At 62.2% G+C, this 18,252-nt stretch carries 15 protein-coding genes; 8 read left to right on the forward strand and 7 right to left on the reverse strand.

All coding sequences use genetic code 11. The annotated features are described in order from the left end of the window. Nucleotides 1-195 precede the first annotated feature (195 nt). The 3 genes from pheT (at nucleotide 196) to NANH_RS27530 (ending at nucleotide 6,804) form a co-directional block, all read left to right on the forward strand. Nucleotides 196-2,592 (forward strand): phenylalanine--tRNA ligase subunit beta, encoded by a 2,397-nt coding sequence (pheT, locus tag NANH_RS0116035; protein WP_027262949.1) that lies wholly within the window; start codon nucleotides 196-198, stop codon nucleotides 2,590-2,592. A 694-nt stretch (nucleotides 2,593-3,286) separates the two neighbouring features. Continuing rightward, the gene (locus NANH_RS0116040; RefSeq protein WP_027262950.1) at nucleotides 3,287-4,147 is read left to right on the forward strand and encodes an SDR family oxidoreductase; all 861 of its coding nucleotides are present in this window, start codon (nucleotides 3,287-3,289) and stop codon (nucleotides 4,145-4,147) included. Nucleotides 4,148-4,314: 167 nt separating this feature from the next. Next, nucleotides 4,315-6,804, forward strand: a complete 2,490-nt coding sequence (locus NANH_RS27530) for an AAA family ATPase (protein ID WP_051372475.1) — start codon at nucleotides 4,315-4,317, stop codon at nucleotides 6,802-6,804. A 142-nt stretch (nucleotides 6,805-6,946) separates the two neighbouring features. Here the strand turns inward: NANH_RS27530 and NANH_RS0116050 are convergent, their stop codons facing one another. From NANH_RS0116050 to NANH_RS0116070, 5 genes are all read right to left on the reverse strand, one after another. Further along, nucleotides 6,947-8,008, reverse strand: a complete 1,062-nt coding sequence (locus NANH_RS0116050) for a TAXI family TRAP transporter solute-binding subunit (RefSeq protein ID WP_036049940.1) — start codon at nucleotides 8,006-8,008, stop codon at nucleotides 6,947-6,949. Between the two features lie 30 nt (nucleotides 8,009-8,038). Further along, the gene (locus tag NANH_RS0116055) at nucleotides 8,039-10,345 is read right to left on the reverse strand and encodes a coiled-coil domain-containing protein (RefSeq protein ID WP_027262952.1); all 2,307 of its coding nucleotides are present in this window, start codon (nucleotides 10,343-10,345) and stop codon (nucleotides 8,039-8,041) included. A 191-nt stretch (nucleotides 10,346-10,536) separates the two neighbouring features. Then, complete coding sequence (locus tag NANH_RS0116060) at nucleotides 10,537-10,815, reverse strand: DUF6522 family protein (RefSeq protein ID WP_036049942.1); 279 nt, start codon at nucleotides 10,813-10,815, stop codon at nucleotides 10,537-10,539. Continuing rightward, the gene (locus NANH_RS0116065) at nucleotides 10,812-11,045 is read right to left on the reverse strand and encodes a hexameric tyrosine-coordinated heme protein (RefSeq protein WP_027262954.1); all 234 of its coding nucleotides are present in this window, start codon (nucleotides 11,043-11,045) and stop codon (nucleotides 10,812-10,814) included. The genes NANH_RS0116060 and NANH_RS0116065 overlap by 4 nt, the downstream gene beginning before the upstream one ends. 35 nt (nucleotides 11,046-11,080) lie before the next feature. After that, on the reverse strand, nucleotides 11,081-11,503 hold the full coding sequence (locus NANH_RS0116070; RefSeq protein WP_027262955.1) for an Rrf2 family transcriptional regulator: 423 nt from the start codon (nucleotides 11,501-11,503) through the stop codon (nucleotides 11,081-11,083). 101 nt (nucleotides 11,504-11,604) lie between these two features. On the opposite strand from NANH_RS0116070, the gene NANH_RS26455 reads away from it, so the two are divergent. The 5 genes from NANH_RS26455 to NANH_RS0116095 all read left to right on the forward strand — a co-directional run bounded on the left by NANH_RS26455 (nucleotide 11,605) and on the right by NANH_RS0116095 (nucleotide 15,800). Next, the gene (locus tag NANH_RS26455; protein WP_051372479.1) at nucleotides 11,605-12,051 is read left to right on the forward strand and encodes a group III truncated hemoglobin; all 447 of its coding nucleotides are present in this window, start codon (nucleotides 11,605-11,607) and stop codon (nucleotides 12,049-12,051) included. A gap of 141 nt (nucleotides 12,052-12,192) precedes the next feature. Continuing rightward, nucleotides 12,193-13,224, forward strand: coding sequence for an NAD(P)H-dependent flavin oxidoreductase (locus NANH_RS26465; protein ID WP_036049946.1), 1,032 nt, complete (start codon nucleotides 12,193-12,195; stop codon nucleotides 13,222-13,224). Next, nucleotides 13,217-13,900 (forward strand): 5-formyltetrahydrofolate cyclo-ligase, encoded by a 684-nt coding sequence (locus tag NANH_RS0116085; RefSeq protein ID WP_027262956.1) that lies wholly within the window; start codon nucleotides 13,217-13,219, stop codon nucleotides 13,898-13,900. Before NANH_RS26465 ends, NANH_RS0116085 begins: the two co-directional genes overlap by 8 nt. 73 nt (nucleotides 13,901-13,973) lie before the next feature. Then, on the forward strand, nucleotides 13,974-14,582 hold the full coding sequence (locus NANH_RS0116090; protein ID WP_027262957.1) for a ribonuclease HII: 609 nt from the start codon (nucleotides 13,974-13,976) through the stop codon (nucleotides 14,580-14,582). Between the two features lie 114 nt (nucleotides 14,583-14,696). Then, nucleotides 14,697-15,800, forward strand: coding sequence for a site-specific DNA-methyltransferase (locus NANH_RS0116095; protein ID WP_027262958.1), 1,104 nt, complete (start codon nucleotides 14,697-14,699; stop codon nucleotides 15,798-15,800). 157 nt (nucleotides 15,801-15,957) lie between these two features. Here NANH_RS0116095 and NANH_RS0116100 read toward each other — a convergent pair whose 3' ends face one another. After that, entirely contained in the window at nucleotides 15,958-17,091 is a 1,134-nt protein-coding gene (locus NANH_RS0116100; RefSeq protein ID WP_027262959.1) for an alkane 1-monooxygenase, read from the reverse strand. A 70-nt stretch (nucleotides 17,092-17,161) separates the two neighbouring features. Next, the gene (gene mutY, locus NANH_RS0116105; RefSeq protein WP_027262960.1) at nucleotides 17,162-18,214 is read right to left on the reverse strand and encodes an A/G-specific adenine glycosylase; all 1,053 of its coding nucleotides are present in this window, start codon (nucleotides 18,212-18,214) and stop codon (nucleotides 17,162-17,164) included. Nucleotides 18,215-18,252 lie beyond the last annotated feature (38 nt).

Here is an 18,252-nt window from a genome sequence, read left to right on the forward strand (position 1 = left end):
CAACCGCAAATTAACTGCCGCGTGGTTACTGGGAAATTCGGTCGAATGCAACACCCCTGTCTATCTGTCTGATCGTTCCCGGTCACCATACCCTTATTGCCTGTGCCTGCCCCACATAGCGCCCTATTGCTTGCACCTTGGGTCAATCTTTGCCATTGCCAGTCCGACGCATTTTCCAGCGCAGGGGCCTGTCGCATGAAATTCACGCTTTCCTGGTTGAAAGACCATCTGGATACCCAAGCTAGCTTAGACGAGATCGTCTACGCGCTCACGGATCTGGGGCTCGAAGTCGAAGAGGTGACCAATCCGGCAGCGCGGCTGGCCGATTTCACTATTGGCAAGGTCATGTATGCGGAAAAGCACCCTGAGGCCGATCGCCTGAAGATCTGCAAGGTGGCCACCGACGAAGGTGAACTGCAGATCGTCTGCGGTGCTCCCAATGCGCGCGAGGGTATCACTGTCGTGGTCGCCAAACCCGGCGTCTATGTGCCGGGTATCGACATCACCATCGGCGTCGGCAAGATTCGCGGCATCGAGAGCTTTGGTATGATGGCCAGCGAACGTGAGATGGAACTGTCAGACGAACATAACGGCATCATCGAACTGCCCAGCGGCGAGGTTGGTGAACGGTTCGTCGATTGGCTGATGGAAAACGATCCGGCCAAGGTCGATCCTGTGATCGAGATCGCGATAACGCCGAACCGGCCCGACGCGCTGGGGGTGCAGGGTATTGCCCGTGATCTGGCGGCACGCGGCGTTGGCGCGTTGAAGTCGCGCGACTATGCACCCGTTCCGGGAGATTTCCCTTGCCCGGTTCCGGTGACCATCGAGGCGGATACGCTGGATGGTTGCCCGCTGTTCAGCGGTCGGGTGATCCGGGGCGTCAAAAACGGGCCCTCGCCGCAATGGCTGCAAGATCTGTTGCGGGCCATCGGGCTGCGACCGATCTCGGCGCTGGTCGACATTACCAACTATTTCACCTTCGACCGAAACCGCCCTCTGCACGTGTTCGACGCGGGAAAGGTGGCTGGCGGGCTACGGGTGCATCGGGCCATGGGCGGAGAGACCCTCACGGCGCTGGACGAAAAAGCCTATACAATCGCTAAGGGCATGATGGTCATTTCCGATGACAACGGCCCCGAAAGCATTGCTGGAATCATGGGCGGGCAGGAAACGGGTGTCACCGAGGACACGGTGGATGTCTTTTTGGAAAGTGCGTTCTGGGATCATGTTCAGATCGCGCTCACGGGCCGGGCGCTGAAAATCAACTCGGACGCGCGGTACCGGTTTGAACGTGGTATTGACCCGCAATTCACCCTGGAGGGGCTGGAGCTGGCAACGCAGATGATCCTGGACCTGTGCGGCGGCGAGGCATCCGATGTGGTAATCGCCGGCGCTGTGCCCGATCATTCCCGCGCCTACAAGCTGGATGCCGAGCGGGTTCAGAGCCTGGTCGGGATGCGGATTCCCGAGAGCGAGCAGCGCCAGACGCTGACCCGCCTGGGATTTAGGCTTGAGGGTAATATGGCCCATGTCCCCAGTTGGCGCCCCGATGTGCAGGGCGAAGCGGACTTGGTCGAAGAAGTTGCGCGCGTTGCGTCCCTGACCCAGTTGCAGGGCCGTCCCCTGCCGCGCCTGACGCCAGGTGTGCCACGCCCGGTGATGACACCGACGCAACGGCGTCACCAAGCCGCCCGGCGCAGCTGTGCGGCGCTGGGTTACAACGAATGCGTCACCTATTCCTTTATTGATCAGGCCAGCGCGGCGCTTTTCGGCGGCGGCGATGACGCCAGCATGCTGGAAAATCCTATCAGTTCGGAAATGAGCCATATGCGCCCGGACCTGTTGCCCGGCCTTCTGCTGGCGGCGGCACGCAACCAAGCGCGCGGATTCATGGATCTTGCCTTGTTCGAGGTCGGCCCGGCGTTTCATGGCGGAGAGCCGGGCCAACAGCGCAGCATGGTGTCCGGGCTACTGATTGGGCGTAACGGTCCCAAAGATGTCCAGGGCGCCGCGCGCGCGGTCGACGTTTTCGACATCAAGGCGGATGCCGAGGCGGTTCTGGCCGCGATCGGTGCCCCCGCCAAAGTGCAGATCCTGCGCAATGGGCGTGAATGGTGGCATCCGGGCCGACATGGTCAGATCTGTCTCGGTCCAAAAAAGGTATTGGGCATATTCGGCGAGCTGCACCCCAAGGTTCTGGCTGCGATGGATATCAAAGGGCCTGCGATGGCCTTTTCCATCTGGCCCGATGAGGTGCCTTTGCCACGCAAGAGCGGTGCCACCCGCCCCGCGCTCGTGCTGCGGGACTTGCAGGCGGTCGAGCGTGATTTCGCCTTTGTGGTGGATGCGCGCGTCGAGGCGCTGACATTGGTCAATGCCGCCTCGGGGGCCGACAAGGCGCTGATTGAAAGCGTTCGGGTGTTTGACGAATACATCGGAGGCAACCTTGGCGAAGGCAAGAAATCTCTCGCCGTAACGGTCCGGATGCAGCCGACCCGGGAAACCCTGAAAGAGTCGGATATCGAAGCGGTCAGCGCCAAGATCGTTGACAAAGTGGCCAAGGCCACAGGCGGTGAATTGCGCGGCTAGGCCTTTGATCGCAAGGAACACGGCACCCGCGCGCACTTGACCCGGTTCGCGGCGTTATTTCATGGGCCTCGCGCCTTTGGTTTAAGATGGCCGGTTCATCACTAACCCAGCGCTTTCAGGGCCTTGCGAGAGTGCGAGTGACCCAGCGGGTTGGACGGTCGAGGGTTAAGCCGCCCAAACGGCTAATGGGGATACATGTCACGTATCCAGCACGATACCTGGATGTCATGTGCCGCTTTGCTCCTACGAAGGGCAAGACCACAAACGGGTCATCCCACATCGCGTAGTCGCGGTGTGGACCGCTTTCAATCCGGTTCGATCCCGGGATGGCTTGGCCGCCACTGCCGAGCGGCAAACGTCGACGGCTGTACCGCTTCCCTGGCGGATTGCCGGGGACTCGCCGGAAACACCTGGGGCCGTCGCTCATGGTGCGGGACGTCGACCGCCAGATTACAGAAATCCAAATCCGTATCGCACGGCGCATACACGGCGCATAATCGTTGCGCGGCTCTTGGTATATAGGTCACGGAAGCCGCAGGATAAATCCATTTGCGATAAGGCGAAATCCGGACCTCACCAGATTTGTCCGTCAATGCCCAACCGGGGGGCGGAGCAAGCGGCGTTGCGAGGGTCCGCGTCAAAACACCCATCGCGCGGCTCTTGTATTTGGCGTTGGTCCGGACAATCTAGGGGCATGACTGAAACCCTGCTTTCGATTGGACACGGATATTCGGCGCAAGCATTGGCGCGCCGTCTTCTGCCACGCGGCTGGCGTATCATCGGCACCACCCGGTCGGAAGACAAGGCACCTGCGTTGCGTGCCTCCGGCGTTGAGACGCTGGTGTTTCCGGCTGGGAACAGCCACTCCGCGCTCAGTGAGGCGCTGGATGAGGCCACCCATCTTCTGGTGTCGGTTGCGCCCGGCGCCGATGGCGACCCGGTGTTGCAGGCGCTGCGCGAGCGGCTCGCCGCTGCCGATCTGCGTTGGGTCGGGTATTTGTCGACAACGGGGGTATATGGCGACCATGGCGGGGACTGGGTCGATGAAACCACGCCGCTGACCCCTGGCACGCGCCGGGGCCGCTGGCGGGTGCAGGCGGAGAAAGACTGGTCCGCGATTGAAGGCCTGCCGCTGCATATCTTTCGATTGGCGGGCATTTACGGTCCCGGTCGCGGACCATTTGCCAAGGTGAGAAATGGCACCGCACGACGGATCATCAAGCCAGGGCAGGTGTTTTCGCGTATCCATGTCGATGATATTGCGCAGACCCTGGCGGTCTCGATTGCCCGGCCCGATCCCGGCGCGGTCTATAACCTGTGCGACGATGACCCGGCCCCGCCGCAGGAGGTCATCGCACATGCCGCAGCGCTGCTGGGTTTGCCGCTGCCCCCAGCGCAGGATTTTGATCAGGTCGAGATGACCCCGTTGGCGCGCAGTTTCTATTCCGAAAACAAGCGGGTCCGAAACGACCGGATCAAGCGCGATCTGGGGGTCGACCTATTGTACCCGACCTATCGCGAAGGGCTGGCGGCAATGGTGGAGGATCACAGCTAGGCCGCAGTTGGTGCCTTATTGATATATGTGGTGCATTTGCCGCCACGATTGTTTCCCGGCGCAGCGGTTGCTAGGGTGGTGCGGCTAATTGATGGCCGGAGGATGTATGTCGCTGCTTATTCGGGGGACAGATCGGTCAGGGTTGCACTGGGTGTCGGGATCGCGCCATGTATGAATCTTTTTTTGGCCTGAACGCGCTGCCCTTCAAGATCACCCCTGATCCAGCTTTCATCTATTGGAACAAGCAGCATCGCCGTGCCGCCAGCATTCTGGCATTCGGGATCGAACAACTGGTGCCGATCACCGTTGTGACCGGAGATGTCGGTGCGGGCAAGACCACCTTGCTGCAACAGTTTCTCGAAGAGGCTCCGACGGATATGACCGTGGGGCTGATCTCGAATTACTGGAGCGGCATGGGCGGGCTGTACCAGTGGATCCTGAACGCCTTTGACCTAAAGGCCAGCGGCAGCGAGGTCGCGCTGTTCCGGGTGTTTCAGGATTTTGTGGTATCGGAATATGCCGCCGGGCGGCGCTGTGTGCTGATCGTGGACGAGGCGCAGAACGTCTCGGACCCCGATCTGGAACAGTTGCGCATGTTGACCAACATCAACGCTGGCAAGGATTCGTTGTTCATGCTGTTTCTGGTCGGCCAGCCGCAGTTACGCGACCGGTTGCGACAACCCAACAACAACCAGATCGCCCAGCGGGTCGGCGCGGCGTTTCATCTGGGGGCGATGTCCGCCGAGGACACTGTCAATTATGTGCGTCACCGGTTGAAGGTAGCAGGGGCCACCCGCGACATTTTCGATGACGGCGCGCTGATGCGCGTTCACCAGGTGTCGGGCGGTGTGCCGCGGCTGATCAATGTGGTCTGCGAACTGTCACTGGTTGCGGCATTTGGCGACGAGGTAGACACGATCGATTCCGCCTATCTGGACACATTTCTTGCCGAGGCCGCAGAGAACGGGATGATGGCGCATCTGCCGGTGACCCTGACCGCAGAGGGGACCGAGGTGACACCGCCCCGCGATGCGCCGCTGCCATCGAGCCCCGTGACCATTGGCCGGTCAGGCCAGCGGGCACAGCGGATCCGGTTGGTGACCCATCCACCGCTGCAAAATGACCCAGAAGATCAGCCCCTGATCGCCAGGGATCGCTCTGTCACCGAGCTTGCGGAACAGGCCGATCCCGAGACAGCCCAGCCGGAAGAAGCCGAGATCATGGAATCGGTCATGGCATCCAGGCTGGCCCGTCCAAGTGGTGCGCAACAGGACACGGCCCAGACCGGAACCGGCAATGCCGGTGAGGATGCCGCAGTCGAAATCGAAGAGGATCCGCCAAGGGCCGAGAAGTCGGATGAGGGCGATAGGCCCTATCGGCTGGATGACTCCGAACTGGTGGATCTTCCGGAACTCTTTGACCGGGTGGCCTCGGTTAAGCAGCCCGAAGGTTCGGCGGTTGCCGACGTGGTGTCGCAACACGATACGGGCGACCAAGACCCGGACCAGCCCATCCCAGTAGAGACAAGGGCCTCCGAGACCGGGGTCGCTTTGGGCTCGTCCTCGGCGCGCCCGGCGGCACGGAACCTGACACTGGCAGCGATAGACCATGGGTTGGATGCCGCGCTGGCGCTGTTGCTGGCGGGGGCTGTGATCTATAGCGCGATTCTGCCGCAAGACCGTAATCAGGCGCCACAGATGCCGGCAACTCCGGACCTGGTGACGGCGCCGGAAATCTCCCCGGCTACGGCCCCGATCCAGACGCCCGGCGAGCCCGCCCCGGCCCTGGACGAGACCCGGAACCTGCCACTGACCCCGCTGGAAGACCCCGGTGGGGCGGCGTTGCTGGAGCGGGCCCTGGACGGTGGGGCAGGCGCGCCGCTGGATTATGCCCGTGCGGCCCTGCGGGGCGAGGCGCGGGCGGCGTATTATCTTGGGCAGCTGTATGAGACCGGCGACGGAGTGCCCCGCGACCTGGCCCTGGCACGGGCGTGGTACGAGCTTTCCGGACCCAATCTGCGCAGCGGCAAGCGGCGTCTGGCGGAACTGGGGCCGCCGGAAACCGGCGATCTGGCCGCACCCCGTCCGGTGCTGGGCGGGCCGTTGGCCGATGGTGGCGGCGAACTGATCTGGACCGGAGGTGACGGTGCCGATGCGCCGCTGTATCTGGTCGAACTGGCCGAGACGCCCGATGGCCCGGCACGACGTCTGGCACCACAAAAACTGTCGGCACAGCGGGTCGATGATCTGGGCAAAGCGCGCATCTGGCGGGTATTGGCCGTTGATCCGGTCGGCGGGCGCTATGCCGCTTCGGCGTGGCAGCCGTTGGGGGCTGATCCGCAAACCGGTTCTGACGATCCTGCACCGGTTGCGCCGCAGGTTACTGTCCTGTTGCCCGCAGACATTTCGCCCGCGCAGAAAACGCTGGCGACCGAGAGGCTGGTGTCGGCTGGTTTTCAGTTCAGCACCCGCAGCGGGGAAGGCGGAAACGCGGTCGCGCCGACGATCACCCATGCCTATGAAACCGACCGTGAGATCGCAAAGTTAGTTGCCGACCTGTTCGGCACCCAAGCGGCGGTCAAACTGGGGCCGGTCGCGGGGCAGGACGGCGTACCACCGTTGCCCGGCGCAATCACGGTGACCTTGCCCGCGCCCTGAAAAACGCCCGGACCATCGGGGCCGGGCGCGGGTGTCTCAGCGCAGTCTAGACAGGTCGGCTTGAACCCTGGACGCCTGTCGCGGCCTTGGAAGCAGACATTTCAGCGCGATATGCAGTGGCTCATTCTAAAGTCGAAACGCGTCAACAGCCGATCGACGCGCAGATCCGTTTCCGATAGGCCGAATTTGCGGCACTTTCAGGTGTCGCCTGTGGCAGGGCGGGCGGGGCGTCGCCTTCACATGTGAGAGTATAGTTGGGATCAAGGCCGGCGTTCACACAGGCACCGATGTTCCAGCCCGGCGGCAGATCGTTCAGGTCAACCTGCTGCCATTTCGGGTGGCCGGTTTCGCGCAGTTCGTTGAACCGGGTGGCGATCACATTGGTGATGTCGGAAACCGCCTTGCAGCTGGCGCGATGATAGGGGTTGCGGCCGGGGTCGTATTCATAGGTCATGAGAACCGCCTTGACCGCGATCACGTCCACCGCCTGTTGCTGGAACGGATAGGATCCGGCCGGGATCACGCCGGGTTGATAGACCGCTTGCAGGGTGGGGTCGTTGATTGGCAGAAGATGAAAGCGTTCGGCATCGATTTCTGGCGACTGGAAGATCTTGGTCGGTGCGCCAGCCACGTAGAAGAACGCGTCGATCTGACCGGCCAGCAGGGCGGCCAGCGAATCCTCGGCATTGATGGACAGCCGTTCCTCCGGGTTGACCTGAGCCAGGTCCAGAACCAGCGAGGCTGTCAGAAAGGTGCCGCTGTCTTCGACGCCGATGGCGACGGTCTTGCCGTTCAGATCTGCCAGCGAGTTCAGGTCGCGGCGGGCCAGGATATGGACTTCTTCGTTGTAAAGCGGAAAGGCGATTCGAACGCCCAGAATCGCGCGTGCCACGCCAGGATCGTCGGCAGCAAAGGTCTTGAGGTACTCCAGAACGTCGGACTGGACGATTCCCAGCTGGGTAAAGCGGCGTTTGCGCACGCCCAGAAAGTTCTCCAGCGAGCCGGCGCTTTCGTGCACGTTCAGGGTGATGCCGCATTTGGCGGCGGCGTCGCTGATGTTGCGACCGAACTGGATATAGGTGCCGCTGGGTCCGCCCGTCAGGATGTTCTTTTCGAACCCCTGCGCCTGAGCGGGCGTCAATAGGCAGGTCAGCGTGGCGACAAGCGCCAGGGTCTGTAACAGGAATATGCGTGCGGGTTTCATTTTCTACTCCAATTCAATCAGTTCAATGCGTCAGCAGGGACCCAGAGATCGGACCAGCGAGACAAGGGTCTGCCGGTTGATCGAGCCAAAAGACTCCCGCAGGGCGTCGATCGGGCACGCCCCCTGGACAAGAAGAGTCTGCAGCCGTCCGACCTGGACACTGCCCGAGGACGGCAAGCCCGGAGCAGCCTGAAGCGCTGCGGCAACCACGGCGGGCGGGCGGGCGTCGCCGACCGCCGGGGGCGGAGACGGCGGGACGGAGGGCGGTGTCGGTGTGCCGGTCTGGGCCGCCGGCAAGCGGGCCTGTGCCGCTGCGATCTGCTGTTGCAGGGCGGCCAGCCGGGCTTCGCTGTCGGCGCGTGCACTCGCCAGATCGTCCAGTCCGGCCTGCATCTGGTCACGCTGGGCTTGCAGGTCTGCGATTGCGGCCCGCCCGTCTTCAAGCTGTTGTTTCAATGCGTCGGATTGGGCCTGGGTTTCGGCCAGAGACGCGCGGCTGGTCTGTTCCTTTTGTCCCAGATCGGCCAGTCGGGACCGCAGTTGTTGCACCTCTTCGGACTGGCTTTCCTGACTGACCTGCACGTCGCTTTTCAGGCTGGCCTGTTGCTCTTGCAAACTGGCGACCTGGGCGGACAGATCCGTCTGTTGCTGTGCGGTTTGTGCAAGCGCCGCCTGCGCGGCGTCCAATGCGGCCTGGCGTTGGTCCAGGCTCGTCTGCAGTTCGGCAAGTTCGGTTTTGGCCGATTCAACCTGTTCGGCGGCCTGCGCCAACGCCGCGTTCTGTTCTTCCAGCGCAGCCTGACGCTCGGATGAGGCGATGTCCGCCTGGGCCATCTCGGCAGTCTTTTTTTCCAGTTCCTGCTGCACCTGCGCCTGATCACGTTGCAATGCAGCGACCTGTTCGGTCAGGTCGGCTTGTTGTTGCTCGGTATCTGCCAATGTCGCCTGCGCGGACTGTAACCGGGTCTGGGTCTCGGTCAGCCTGGCTTCGGCCGCAGTTGCCAGATCGGCCTTTTCGGCCAGCGCCTGATCCGCGTTGGCGAGTTGAGTTTTCCGGTCCGCCAGTGCCTGTTCAAGATCGGCCAGAACGGCATCTCGTTCCGCCTCGGCGGATTGCCGGTCAGCAGTTGCGGCGGAAATTGCGGTCTCAATCCGGGCCAGTTCATCGGCCTTGGCTGTCGCCGCCTCCTGCGACTGTGCCTCTTGCGCCGCGAGGGTGGCAATGCGCTCTTCGGCGTTGCGCGCCTCGGTCTGAAGGGTTTGGATGCGGTCGGTTAGTTCGGTTTCGCGCACTTCCATCGCTGCGATCTCTGCTTTGCGCTGTGCGATCCGGTCTTGCAGATCGGCAAGGGCGGTCGATTGCGTCCCGGTTTGGTCGAACTCGGCCAGGACCTGGGCGCGGCGGGTTTCCAGCGCGGTCAGTTCGGCCTGACCGGCGTCGAGGGCCGTGCGCTGTTGATCCAGATCTGCTGTCAGCGCTGCAAGTTCTTGTTGGCCGGTTTCGATCTGATTGCGCAGGGCTTCGGATTGTTCCGTCATGCCCGCCAGGGTCTGCTGATCCGTCTCGATCTGGGCGCGCAGGTTGTCGGACTGTGCTGTCAGGGTCGCCAGGGCGGTTTCGGCCTCCGACTTTGCGGCAGCGGTGGCTTGCATCGCCGTTTCGACCTCAGCACCGGCTGTGGCGAGTCGTATGTTGTCGTTTTCGATCTGCTCAAGCTCGTCCCTGGCCTTGGACAATTGGTCGTTCAACTGGTTGACCTCGTCCTGGATCTGCATGCGTTGTGCGCGGGCTTCTTCCCGGTCAGATTCAGCGCGCGCCATTTCGGCCTGGGCGGCGTTGAGGGTTTCGGCGACCTCGGCCAACTGCGCCTCTTTTGCTTTGATTTCGGCTGTCAGGTCAGCGTGCTGCACGCTGGCGTCCCGGGTGCTGTCGGCTTCGCTGCGCAGGCTTTGCAGCTGTTGGCGGGCGCTGTCGATATCGGCGGTCAGCGCGTCCCTTTGCGCCGTCAGATCGGCCAGGTCGGCCGCTGCCGCGTTGCGGGCCTCGACTGCGGCGGCACGAGCCGCATCTGCCTGATCCAGGGCATCCTGGGCCTGTTTCAGTTGCTCGGCCTGCGCTTCGCGCTCGGTTGTGGCGTTGGCGATATCTTCCTCAAGCGCGGCGATGTCTTCTTCAAGCAGGGCAATGATGCGCCGGAACGAGGCCGCCTGTTCGGACAGGGCGGCGGTGTCATCCTGTGTAGCCGGTTCGGTGACTTGGGCGCTGACCGCTAAAGGTTGCAGGGCCGCCAGCCCCAAAACAAGTGTAGTACCCAGCAGCCGCATCAAATCACCCATTGCATATCTCCCCCGCATTGTTCCCAACAATTGCACAAATGATTTTTTACACAACTTTTCATTGCGGTCTAAATATTTGTGGAAAAAAGGTGCGGGTCGGTGCCCTTGGTGCCTGAATTCGCTGAATTTCGACATCGGCGCGGTCGCAGATTCGCATGCTCTGCTTGGACGGGGCCGAGTCGGGCAGGGCCTTATCGTGTCGTGGCGGTATCGGGTCGTATCGGGCTGTCAAAGGACGATCGTGACAGAATGCGCCCCTGGGGATCGACCGTCAGCCGCAGGCTGCGACCGGCATAAAAAAAGGTCAGCCGAAAACGCCCGGCGTCTGCATCGACGCCGGTTTCGCTGCGGCTGGTGATTTGACCTGTCCGCATCAGTCCCGGCACCTGCTCCGGGTCGAGGCCAAAGCCGTTGCCGATGATCTCGGCGTCGACCGTGAACCCGTCGGGAGTTGGCGTGACTCGGATCATTTCGACGGTTTCCAATACCCGTTTGCTGCGGCGACGGTGGCGAAATGGGTTGCGACGACCTGGCTGACGGCGATCAGCGCCTCGGCATCCTGGGCATATTCCGGTCGTAGCCGGTCGCGTATCTCGGCATCGGGCTGGGTCAGCTTGACCGCGACGCGGGACAGTTTCACGGCCAGATCATAGCCGTCCTGCGGTGTTTCGGTGATCAGAGAGGGAAGCCAGGTGTCCATGTCAGTTGCCTTTCACAAGAGGGCGGGGCCAGAATTCAGGTCGGTTGGGGTGCGAGCTGGGGCAGGGCGATGTCGGCCAGCGTCGAGCGGTCGAGATCGGCCAGAAAGGCCGCGTCGGCCGAGCGCAGCCGCGCCCTGAGCTTGCAGCACCCGGTGATGGTGCATGCCCCCCCGTCGCGTTCGAAACAGTTCACCAGCGCCTGATCCTGTTCCAATAGCCGCACGACTTCGCCCAATCTGATTTGCTGGGGGGGCCGTGCCAGCCGGGCACCGCCGCCGCCGCCGCGCCGCGTGGTCACGATGCCGCCTTGGGCAAGACGCTGCACGATCTTGCTGAGGTGATGGCGTGACAGGTTGAATTCCTCGGCCAGCTCAGCGGTGGAAAAACCCTGCTCGGGTGCGCTTGCGATGCGCATCAGGGCGCGCAGGCCGTAGTCGGTGAATGAGGTGAGGCGCAAAGGGGAATCCACTAAATTGGTATTTACAATACTTATTGACTGGATTACGTCTGAAGACAACCCCTGATCGCAGGGCTACCAGGCAGGGAGGGCCCGCGCCCATGTCCGACAATCCGCAAATCCTGTCGGCCCGGCCCGCTATGACGGCGGCGCTGATGGCCGAGACCGGTCTGGATGACGAACGCCTCACGACGTTGGTTCATCGGTTTTATGAAAAGGTGCGCGCCGATCCGGTTTTGGGCCCGATCTTTGCCGGTCGGATCGACGATTGGGGGCCGCATCTGGAGCGCATGGTGGCGTTCTGGTCTTCGGTTGCCCTGATGACCGGGCGATATCACGGGGCACCGGTGCCGGCCCATCAGACGCTGCCGGTGACCTGGGAGCACTTCGAGCGCTGGCTGGAGCTGTTTCGCGAAACAGCTGGTGAAACCTGTTCGCCCACCGGTGCGCGCCATGTGATCGAGCGCGCCGAGCGCATCGCGCGATCGCTGCATTTTGCGGTGCAGGATCATGCCGGTGCAGCCCGCGGTGCGGTTCCTGTTTTGTGATCTGCTGCAAGAGGATGCCAACATGACCGATCTGCAGTTTGCCAAGGCGGTTCGAGCCAAGCGCGCACAGGCAGCGACGTGGGCGTATGTGCTTTTGTGGGATTCTCCATTGCACAGACGGCACATCCGAGAGGATCTCAGATGAAAACATCGGTTTTGCATACCCCGCTATGCGATCAATTGGGATGTGACGTCCCCGTTTTGCTGGCCGGGATGGGCGGTGTTTCAAGATGGGAGCTGGCAGCGGCAGTGGCCAATGCGGGCGGGTTCGCCATGTTGGGCATGGTGCGCGAAGACCCGGAATTGATCGCAGCCGAGGTGGCGGCGCTGCGGGCGGCCACGGATCGCCGCTTTGCAGTCAATCTGATCCCGGCGGCGACGGAACCGGGGCTGCTGGACCGCCAGATCGATCGATGCCTTGCGCTGGAGGTGCCCGCATTCACGTTTTTCTGGGATGTCGTGCCTGATGCCGTGGTACGGGTCAAACAGGCGGGCTGTCTGGTGCTGCATCAGGTCGGCACGCTGGATGCGGCGCAGGCGGCATTGGATGCGGGGGCGGATGTGCTGATCGCGCAGGGAGTCGAGGCGGGCGGGCATGTGCATGGCCGCACCGGAACGCTGGCCTTTGTCGAAGCGGTGGCGGCGCTGTCGCCGGTCCCGGTTGTCGCCACGGGGGGCATCGCCACCGGCACCGGAATGGTGGCGGCACTGTCGCTGGGCGCGCAGGGCATTCAATGCGGTACGGCCTTTCTGGCCACGGACGAATCCTTTGCCCATGATACGCACAAGCGCAACGTGGTTACGGCGCAGGCAGACGACACGGTGTTGACCGATGTGTTCGTGCTGAACTGGCCCGCTCAAGCGGCGGTCCGGGTGATCGGCAACAGCGTCACGCATGCACTGGGGTACCGTCAGCTGGGTCATGACCCGGCGCAACTGGGGCATGAGGTGATCGCACACGAGGGCGAAAGACCGATCCTGCGCTACAGCACCGATTCACCGTTGCGCAACACCACCGGAGATCTTGAAGCGATGCCGCATTTTGCCGGGCAAAGTGTTCAGGCCATCACCGATATCGTGCCCGCCGCCCAACGGTTGCGGCGGATCGTGGCCGAGGCCGAATCCCGGCTGAGCGTTTTGAAATACCCCGAGGGAGAGATCGTCCATGTCTGATACCGACCGTCCAGGCGGCTACGCGTCGTCACCCTGTATGGCTGCCGAGATTGCACCCGATTATTTCGATCCGCTGGCGACCGACAGGCAACAGGCACAGGATGTGGCCCTCTGGCGCAAGGCGCAGCGGGGTGCCTTGTTGGAGGCACGCCCCGGTGCGGCGCAACGGTTGCCGATTGCACAGGCCTTGGCCAAACATCTGGACGCGCTTTTGGCGGAACGCTTTGGCGATCTGAAGGGGCAGGTGGTGTCTGGCTATTGGCCGATCAAGTCAGAGGCCGACCTGCGCCCGTGGATGCTGCGCCTGATGCGGGGGGGCGCGACCATGGCACTGCCGGTGGTGGCGGCTCGCGCCGCGCCATTGGTGTTCCGGCCCTGGACCATCGACATGCCGATGCGGCGCGGACACTGGAACATTCTGGAACCTGACACCGATGACACTGTAATCCCGACGATTGCCCTTGCTCCGCTGGTGGGCTGGGATGGCAAAGGCTATCGGCTGGGCTATGGCGGCGGATACTTTGACCGCACGCTGGCGGTGCTACAGCCGCCGGCGTTTGCCATCGGGGTCGGGTTTCAGGGTGCGCGGCTGCGGACGATCTATCCGCAGCCGCACGATATCCGGCTTGACGCCATCGTGACCGAAGCCGGGATGCAGTGGTCGGCGATGTCCTGAGATCGGGCCATTTTTTGCGGTTTGACCGCAAAACGGGCTTGCGGCACGGCGTCTTGCTGGGCCAGCAAGGGGCATGGTGAATCCCGATGACACATTGGAACGCGCGGCGCAAAAGCGCGGTTATTTACGCATTGCCGGTCTCGACGAGGTCGGGCGTGGGCCATTGGCCGGGCCGGTGACAGCGGCGGCGGTTGTGCTGGACTTGCGGGCGGTTCCAGAGGGGCTGAACGATTCCAAGAAACTGTCGGCGCGTAAACGCGAGATGCTGGAGGCGGAACTGCTGATCGGGGCCGAGGTCAGCGTCGCCCATGCCAGCGTCACCGAAATCGACCAGATGAACATCTTGCGCGCCAGTCACCTGGCGATGGAGCGCGCGGTTGCGGCGCTGAACCCGCAGCCGGATTTCTTGCTGATCGACGGCAATCTGATCCCGCGCGGTCTGACCCTGCCGTCGCAGGCGGTGGTGCGCGGTGATGCTCGGTCTGTGTCGATCGCGGCAGCGTCGATTGTGGCCAAAACGGCACGTGATCGCATCATGGTGGATTTGGCGCAACAGCACCCCGGGTACGGCTGGGAGACCAACGCCGGCTATCCAACAAAAAGTCACAGGTTGGCGCTTCAAAATCTGGGGGTGACCCCACACCATAGACGTTCGTTTAAGCCTGTCCACAATATCTTGTAGCAAGATAAATCTGTAAGTCACTGATTCAAAAAAGGATTTGACGGCGAATCGCCTTTGACTCATCCTGTTGTCAACCACAGAGCGCAATAAGCGCCACGGATTCAGAGGCAGAAAATGACAAAGACCAAGACACAGGGCGCGGCTGCGCTCCCGTTGAACACGATTCTTGATGGCGACTGCATCGAGGTGATGAACAATCTGCCGGAAAACTCGGTCGATCTGATTTTTGCCGATCCGCCCTATAACCTGCAGCTCAAGGGGGAATTGCACCGCCCCGACAACAGCCAGGTCGATGCGGTCGATGACCATTGGGATCAGTTTTCGTCCTTTGCCGCCTATGACGCCTTTACCCGCGCTTGGCTCAAGGCTGCGCGCCGGATCCTGAAACCCAACGGGGCGATCTGGGTGATTGGCAGCTATCACAACATCTTCCGTGTCGGGGCGGCGTTGCAGGATGCCGGCTACTGGATCCTGAACGATGTGGTCTGGCGCAAATCCAACCCGATGCCGAATTTCCGCGGCAAGCGGTTCACCAATGCCCATGAAACGATGATCTGGGCGTCCAAGGAAGAGGGCGGCAAATATACCTTCAACTATGAGGCGCTGAAAGCGCTGAACGAAGGTATCCAGATGCGCAGCGACTGGGTTCTGCCGATCTGCACCGGGCACGAGCGGCTCAAGGATGAAAACGGCGACAAGGCGCATCCGACGCAGAAACCCGAAAGCCTGCTGCACCGGGTGCTGGTCGGGTCGACAAATCCGGGCGACGTGGTGCTGGACCCGTTCTTTGGCACCGGCACCACCGGGGCCGTGGCCAAGATGCTGGGGCGCGAATTCATTGGCATCGAGCGCGAAGCGGCCTATCGCAAAGTGGCCGAGAAACGCATCGCTAATGTGCGCAAATTCGACCGCGAAGCATTGCAGGTCAGCGCCAGCAAGCGCGCCGAGCCGCGTGTGCCCTTCGGTCAGCTGGTGGAACGCGGCATGTTGCGTCCGGGCGAAGACCTGTATTCGCTGAACGGTCGCTTCAAGGCGAAGGTGCGTGCTGACGGAACACTGGTCGGCACCGACGTCAAAGGATCGATCCATCAGGTGGGCGCGGCCTACGAAAAAGCACCCAGCTGCAATGGCTGGACCTACTGGTGCTTCAAGAAGGAAGGCAAACACGTACCCATTGACGTCTTGCGCCAGCAGATACGTTCGGAAATGAACAACTGATCCAACGGAATTTTCGTTTACCGCCGGTGCCTGTGGCCTGTCATGGGGCACCTGACTATGCCCCGCCGTCATGGCGGGGCCTTTTTATGTCCGCACTATAGCGTAGAAATCTTTGTTTCCAGGCAGCGATAGCTGATGCATGTATTTTGCGATTTCTTTAGCGCGGCAAGGGCAGGGTCATCTCATTATAGGGTTTCCAGTCGGTGATTTCGGGGTAATACATCGCCCGCCAGCGCCGCACGCGCGGATTCATCACGCGTCGCCACAGGGGCGGGGCCATCGCCGCCACCGTCATCAGCGGATAGCCATAGGGCAGTTGCGGTGCCACGTCGCTTGCGTGGGTCTGTAACAGCGGAAAGCGTCGGTCCGGTTTGTAGTGATGATCGGAATGGCGCTGCAGGTTGATCAGCAGCCAGTTCGACACTTTTTGCGCGGCATTCCACGAATGACGCGGCTGGACGTGTTCATATGTGCCTTCGCCCAGATGTTTGCGAGTCAGACCGTAGTGTTCGACATAGTTGACCAGTTCCAACTGCCAGATCGCGACGCCGGCCTGCAGCAGCAACAGCCCCACGCCGGTCCAGCCGCCGAGGGCATAGGCCAATATCAGCATCGCGGCCTGCAACACCCAGTATTTCCAGAACGGATTGGCGGTGTTGGTCCAGGGAAGATCCCTGCGTGCCAGCCTGGCCGCCTCCGCGCGAAAAGCCGAGACCAGGCTTTGGTGCAGAACACGCGGATAAAACCGGTAAAACCCCTCGTTATAGCGTGCGGTGACCGGATCGCGGGGTGTTCCGACATAGCGGTGATGCACCAGAAGATGTTCGCTGCGGAAATGTGAATACAGCACCATGGCCAACAGGATGTCCGCCAGGCTACGTTCCAAACGGCTTTTCTGATGCATCAGTTCGTGGCTGTAGTTGATGCCGATGGTGCCGGTGATCACCCCGACGCCAAAGAACATCAGTAGCTTTTCAAGGGCAGACAGGTGGTCGGTCCCGCTGACATACCAGATCAGCGTGAAGACAGTGGCGAATTGCACCGGCACCCAGATGATTGTCAGGGCCTTGTACCATTCCAGGTCTTCCTCGGGGGTGGACGGATCGGCGTTTTCAAGATTCAGCCCGGCCAGCCCGTCCAGCGCGGAAAACAGATACCAGGTCACCAGCGGCAGCAACAGCACCGCCCAGCCACCGTGAATCGCGCTGAACCACGCCAGCGGTATCAGAAGATACGAGACCCAGAAGGGCGCGGCGCTTTGCCAGCGGGCGACGGTATCGGATGCAATCATCGGGCTCTCCGGCAGGTGAGGGGACGTGGACGTGCCATATCGGATTCGCACGGCTCGCCCAAGGGGGGCGTCATTTGCTGCGTGCCAGGTCATAGGCTTTGCGCATCACGGTGGGCAGGTCCGATGGGCGGAACTGATCCGGGGCCAGGAAAAATCCGCTGTCCGGTGCGCTGTCAGCAGGCAGCGTTGCGGTCATCACCGTCAGGATCAGGTGGAAGTGGGTGAAGGTGTGGCGCACCTCGCCCGGCAAAAGGGTCCAGTCGGCCTGTAGCGGCGGAGCATCTTGCGCGGTTTCGGCCCAATCCGAGCCGGGCCAGCCCAGCATCCCGCCCAGGAGTCCGTGATCGGGGCGGCGTTCCATCAACCAGGCACCATCGCTGCGCTGAGCCAGATAAATCGTACCGCGCCGCGTGGGTTTGGGCTTTTTGGGCGTCTTTTTGGGCAGTTGCGCCGCGTTTCCGGCCAGTCGTGCAGCGCAACGGTCACGCAAAGGACAGATACCGCAGGCCGGAGATTTTGGCGTGCAGATCGTCGCGCCCAGATCCATCACAGCTTGGGCATAATCGCCGGGGCGGTTGCGCGGCGTCAATGCTGTCGCATACGCGTGCAGGACCGGTTTTGCCGCAGGCAAGGGCGTGTGCAGCTCATAAAGCCGCGCCATGACCCGTTCGACATTGCCGTCCAGCACGGTTTCGGGGCGGCCAAAGGCGATGGCGGACATCGCTGCCGCCGTATACGGGCCGATACCGGGCAGGGCCAGCAATCTGTCGTAGGTGTCGGGAAAGGTTCCGCCGTGCCGATCCGCAACCACACGTGCGCATTTCAACAGATTGCGCGCGCGGGCGTAATAACCCAGCCCTGCCCATTCCCCCATCACGTCCGCATCCGGTGCAGCAGCCAGATCGGAAACGGTGGGCCAGCGCGTGGTGAAACGGAGAAAATACTCACGTACTGCGGCCACCGTGGTTTGTTGCAGCATCACCTCGGACAGCCAGACGCGATAGGGATCGGGCGGCGTATCGTCGCCGGGGGGGATGCGCCAGGGCAGGTCGCGGGCATTGCGATCGTACCATGCCAGCATCGCCTCGGCCACGTTGCACACTGTGATTTCTGCGTCACGCATTCTTTATGTATCCAGTTGCCGGTTTCGCTGGCGTCCAC

Origin of the sequence: Sedimentitalea nanhaiensis DSM 24252 (genome assembly GCF_000473225.1) — a bacterium.
Taxonomy (GTDB): Bacteria; Pseudomonadota; Alphaproteobacteria; order Rhodobacterales; family Rhodobacteraceae; genus Sedimentitalea; species Sedimentitalea nanhaiensis.

Coding starts and splice junctions, on each gene's coding strand:
- NANH_RS0116065 (WP_027262954.1), bottom strand. CDS start 11,045: ATGGACACCTGGCTTCCCTCTCTGATCACCGAAACACCGCAGGACGGC.
- NANH_RS0116040 (WP_027262950.1), top strand. CDS start 3,287: ATGACTGAAACCCTGCTTTCGATTGGACACGGATATTCGGCGCAAGCA.
- NANH_RS0116100 (WP_027262959.1), bottom strand. CDS start 17,091: ATGATTGCATCCGATACCGTCGCCCGCTGGCAAAGCGCCGCGCCCTTC.
- NANH_RS0116085 (WP_027262956.1), top strand. CDS start 13,217: ATGTCTGATACCGACCGTCCAGGCGGCTACGCGTCGTCACCCTGTATG.
- NANH_RS0116095 (WP_027262958.1), top strand. CDS start 14,697: ATGACAAAGACCAAGACACAGGGCGCGGCTGCGCTCCCGTTGAACACG.
- pheT (WP_027262949.1), top strand. CDS start 196: ATGAAATTCACGCTTTCCTGGTTGAAAGACCATCTGGATACCCAAGCT.
- NANH_RS0116090 (WP_027262957.1), top strand. CDS start 13,974: ATGGTGAATCCCGATGACACATTGGAACGCGCGGCGCAAAAGCGCGGT.
- NANH_RS0116050 (WP_036049940.1), bottom strand. CDS start 8,008: ATGAAACCCGCACGCATATTCCTGTTACAGACCCTGGCGCTTGTCGCC.
- NANH_RS26465 (WP_036049946.1), top strand. CDS start 12,193: ATGAAAACATCGGTTTTGCATACCCCGCTATGCGATCAATTGGGATGT.
- NANH_RS26455 (WP_051372479.1), top strand. CDS start 11,605: ATGTCCGACAATCCGCAAATCCTGTCGGCCCGGCCCGCTATGACGGCG.
- NANH_RS0116060 (WP_036049942.1), bottom strand. CDS start 10,815: ATGATCCGAGTCACGCCAACTCCCGACGGGTTCACGGTCGACGCCGAG.
- NANH_RS27530 (WP_051372475.1), top strand. CDS start 4,315: ATGTATGAATCTTTTTTTGGCCTGAACGCGCTGCCCTTCAAGATCACC.
- NANH_RS0116055 (WP_027262952.1), bottom strand. CDS start 10,345: ATGGGTGATTTGATGCGGCTGCTGGGTACTACACTTGTTTTGGGGCTG.
- mutY (WP_027262960.1), bottom strand. CDS start 18,214: ATGCGTGACGCAGAAATCACAGTGTGCAACGTGGCCGAGGCGATGCTG.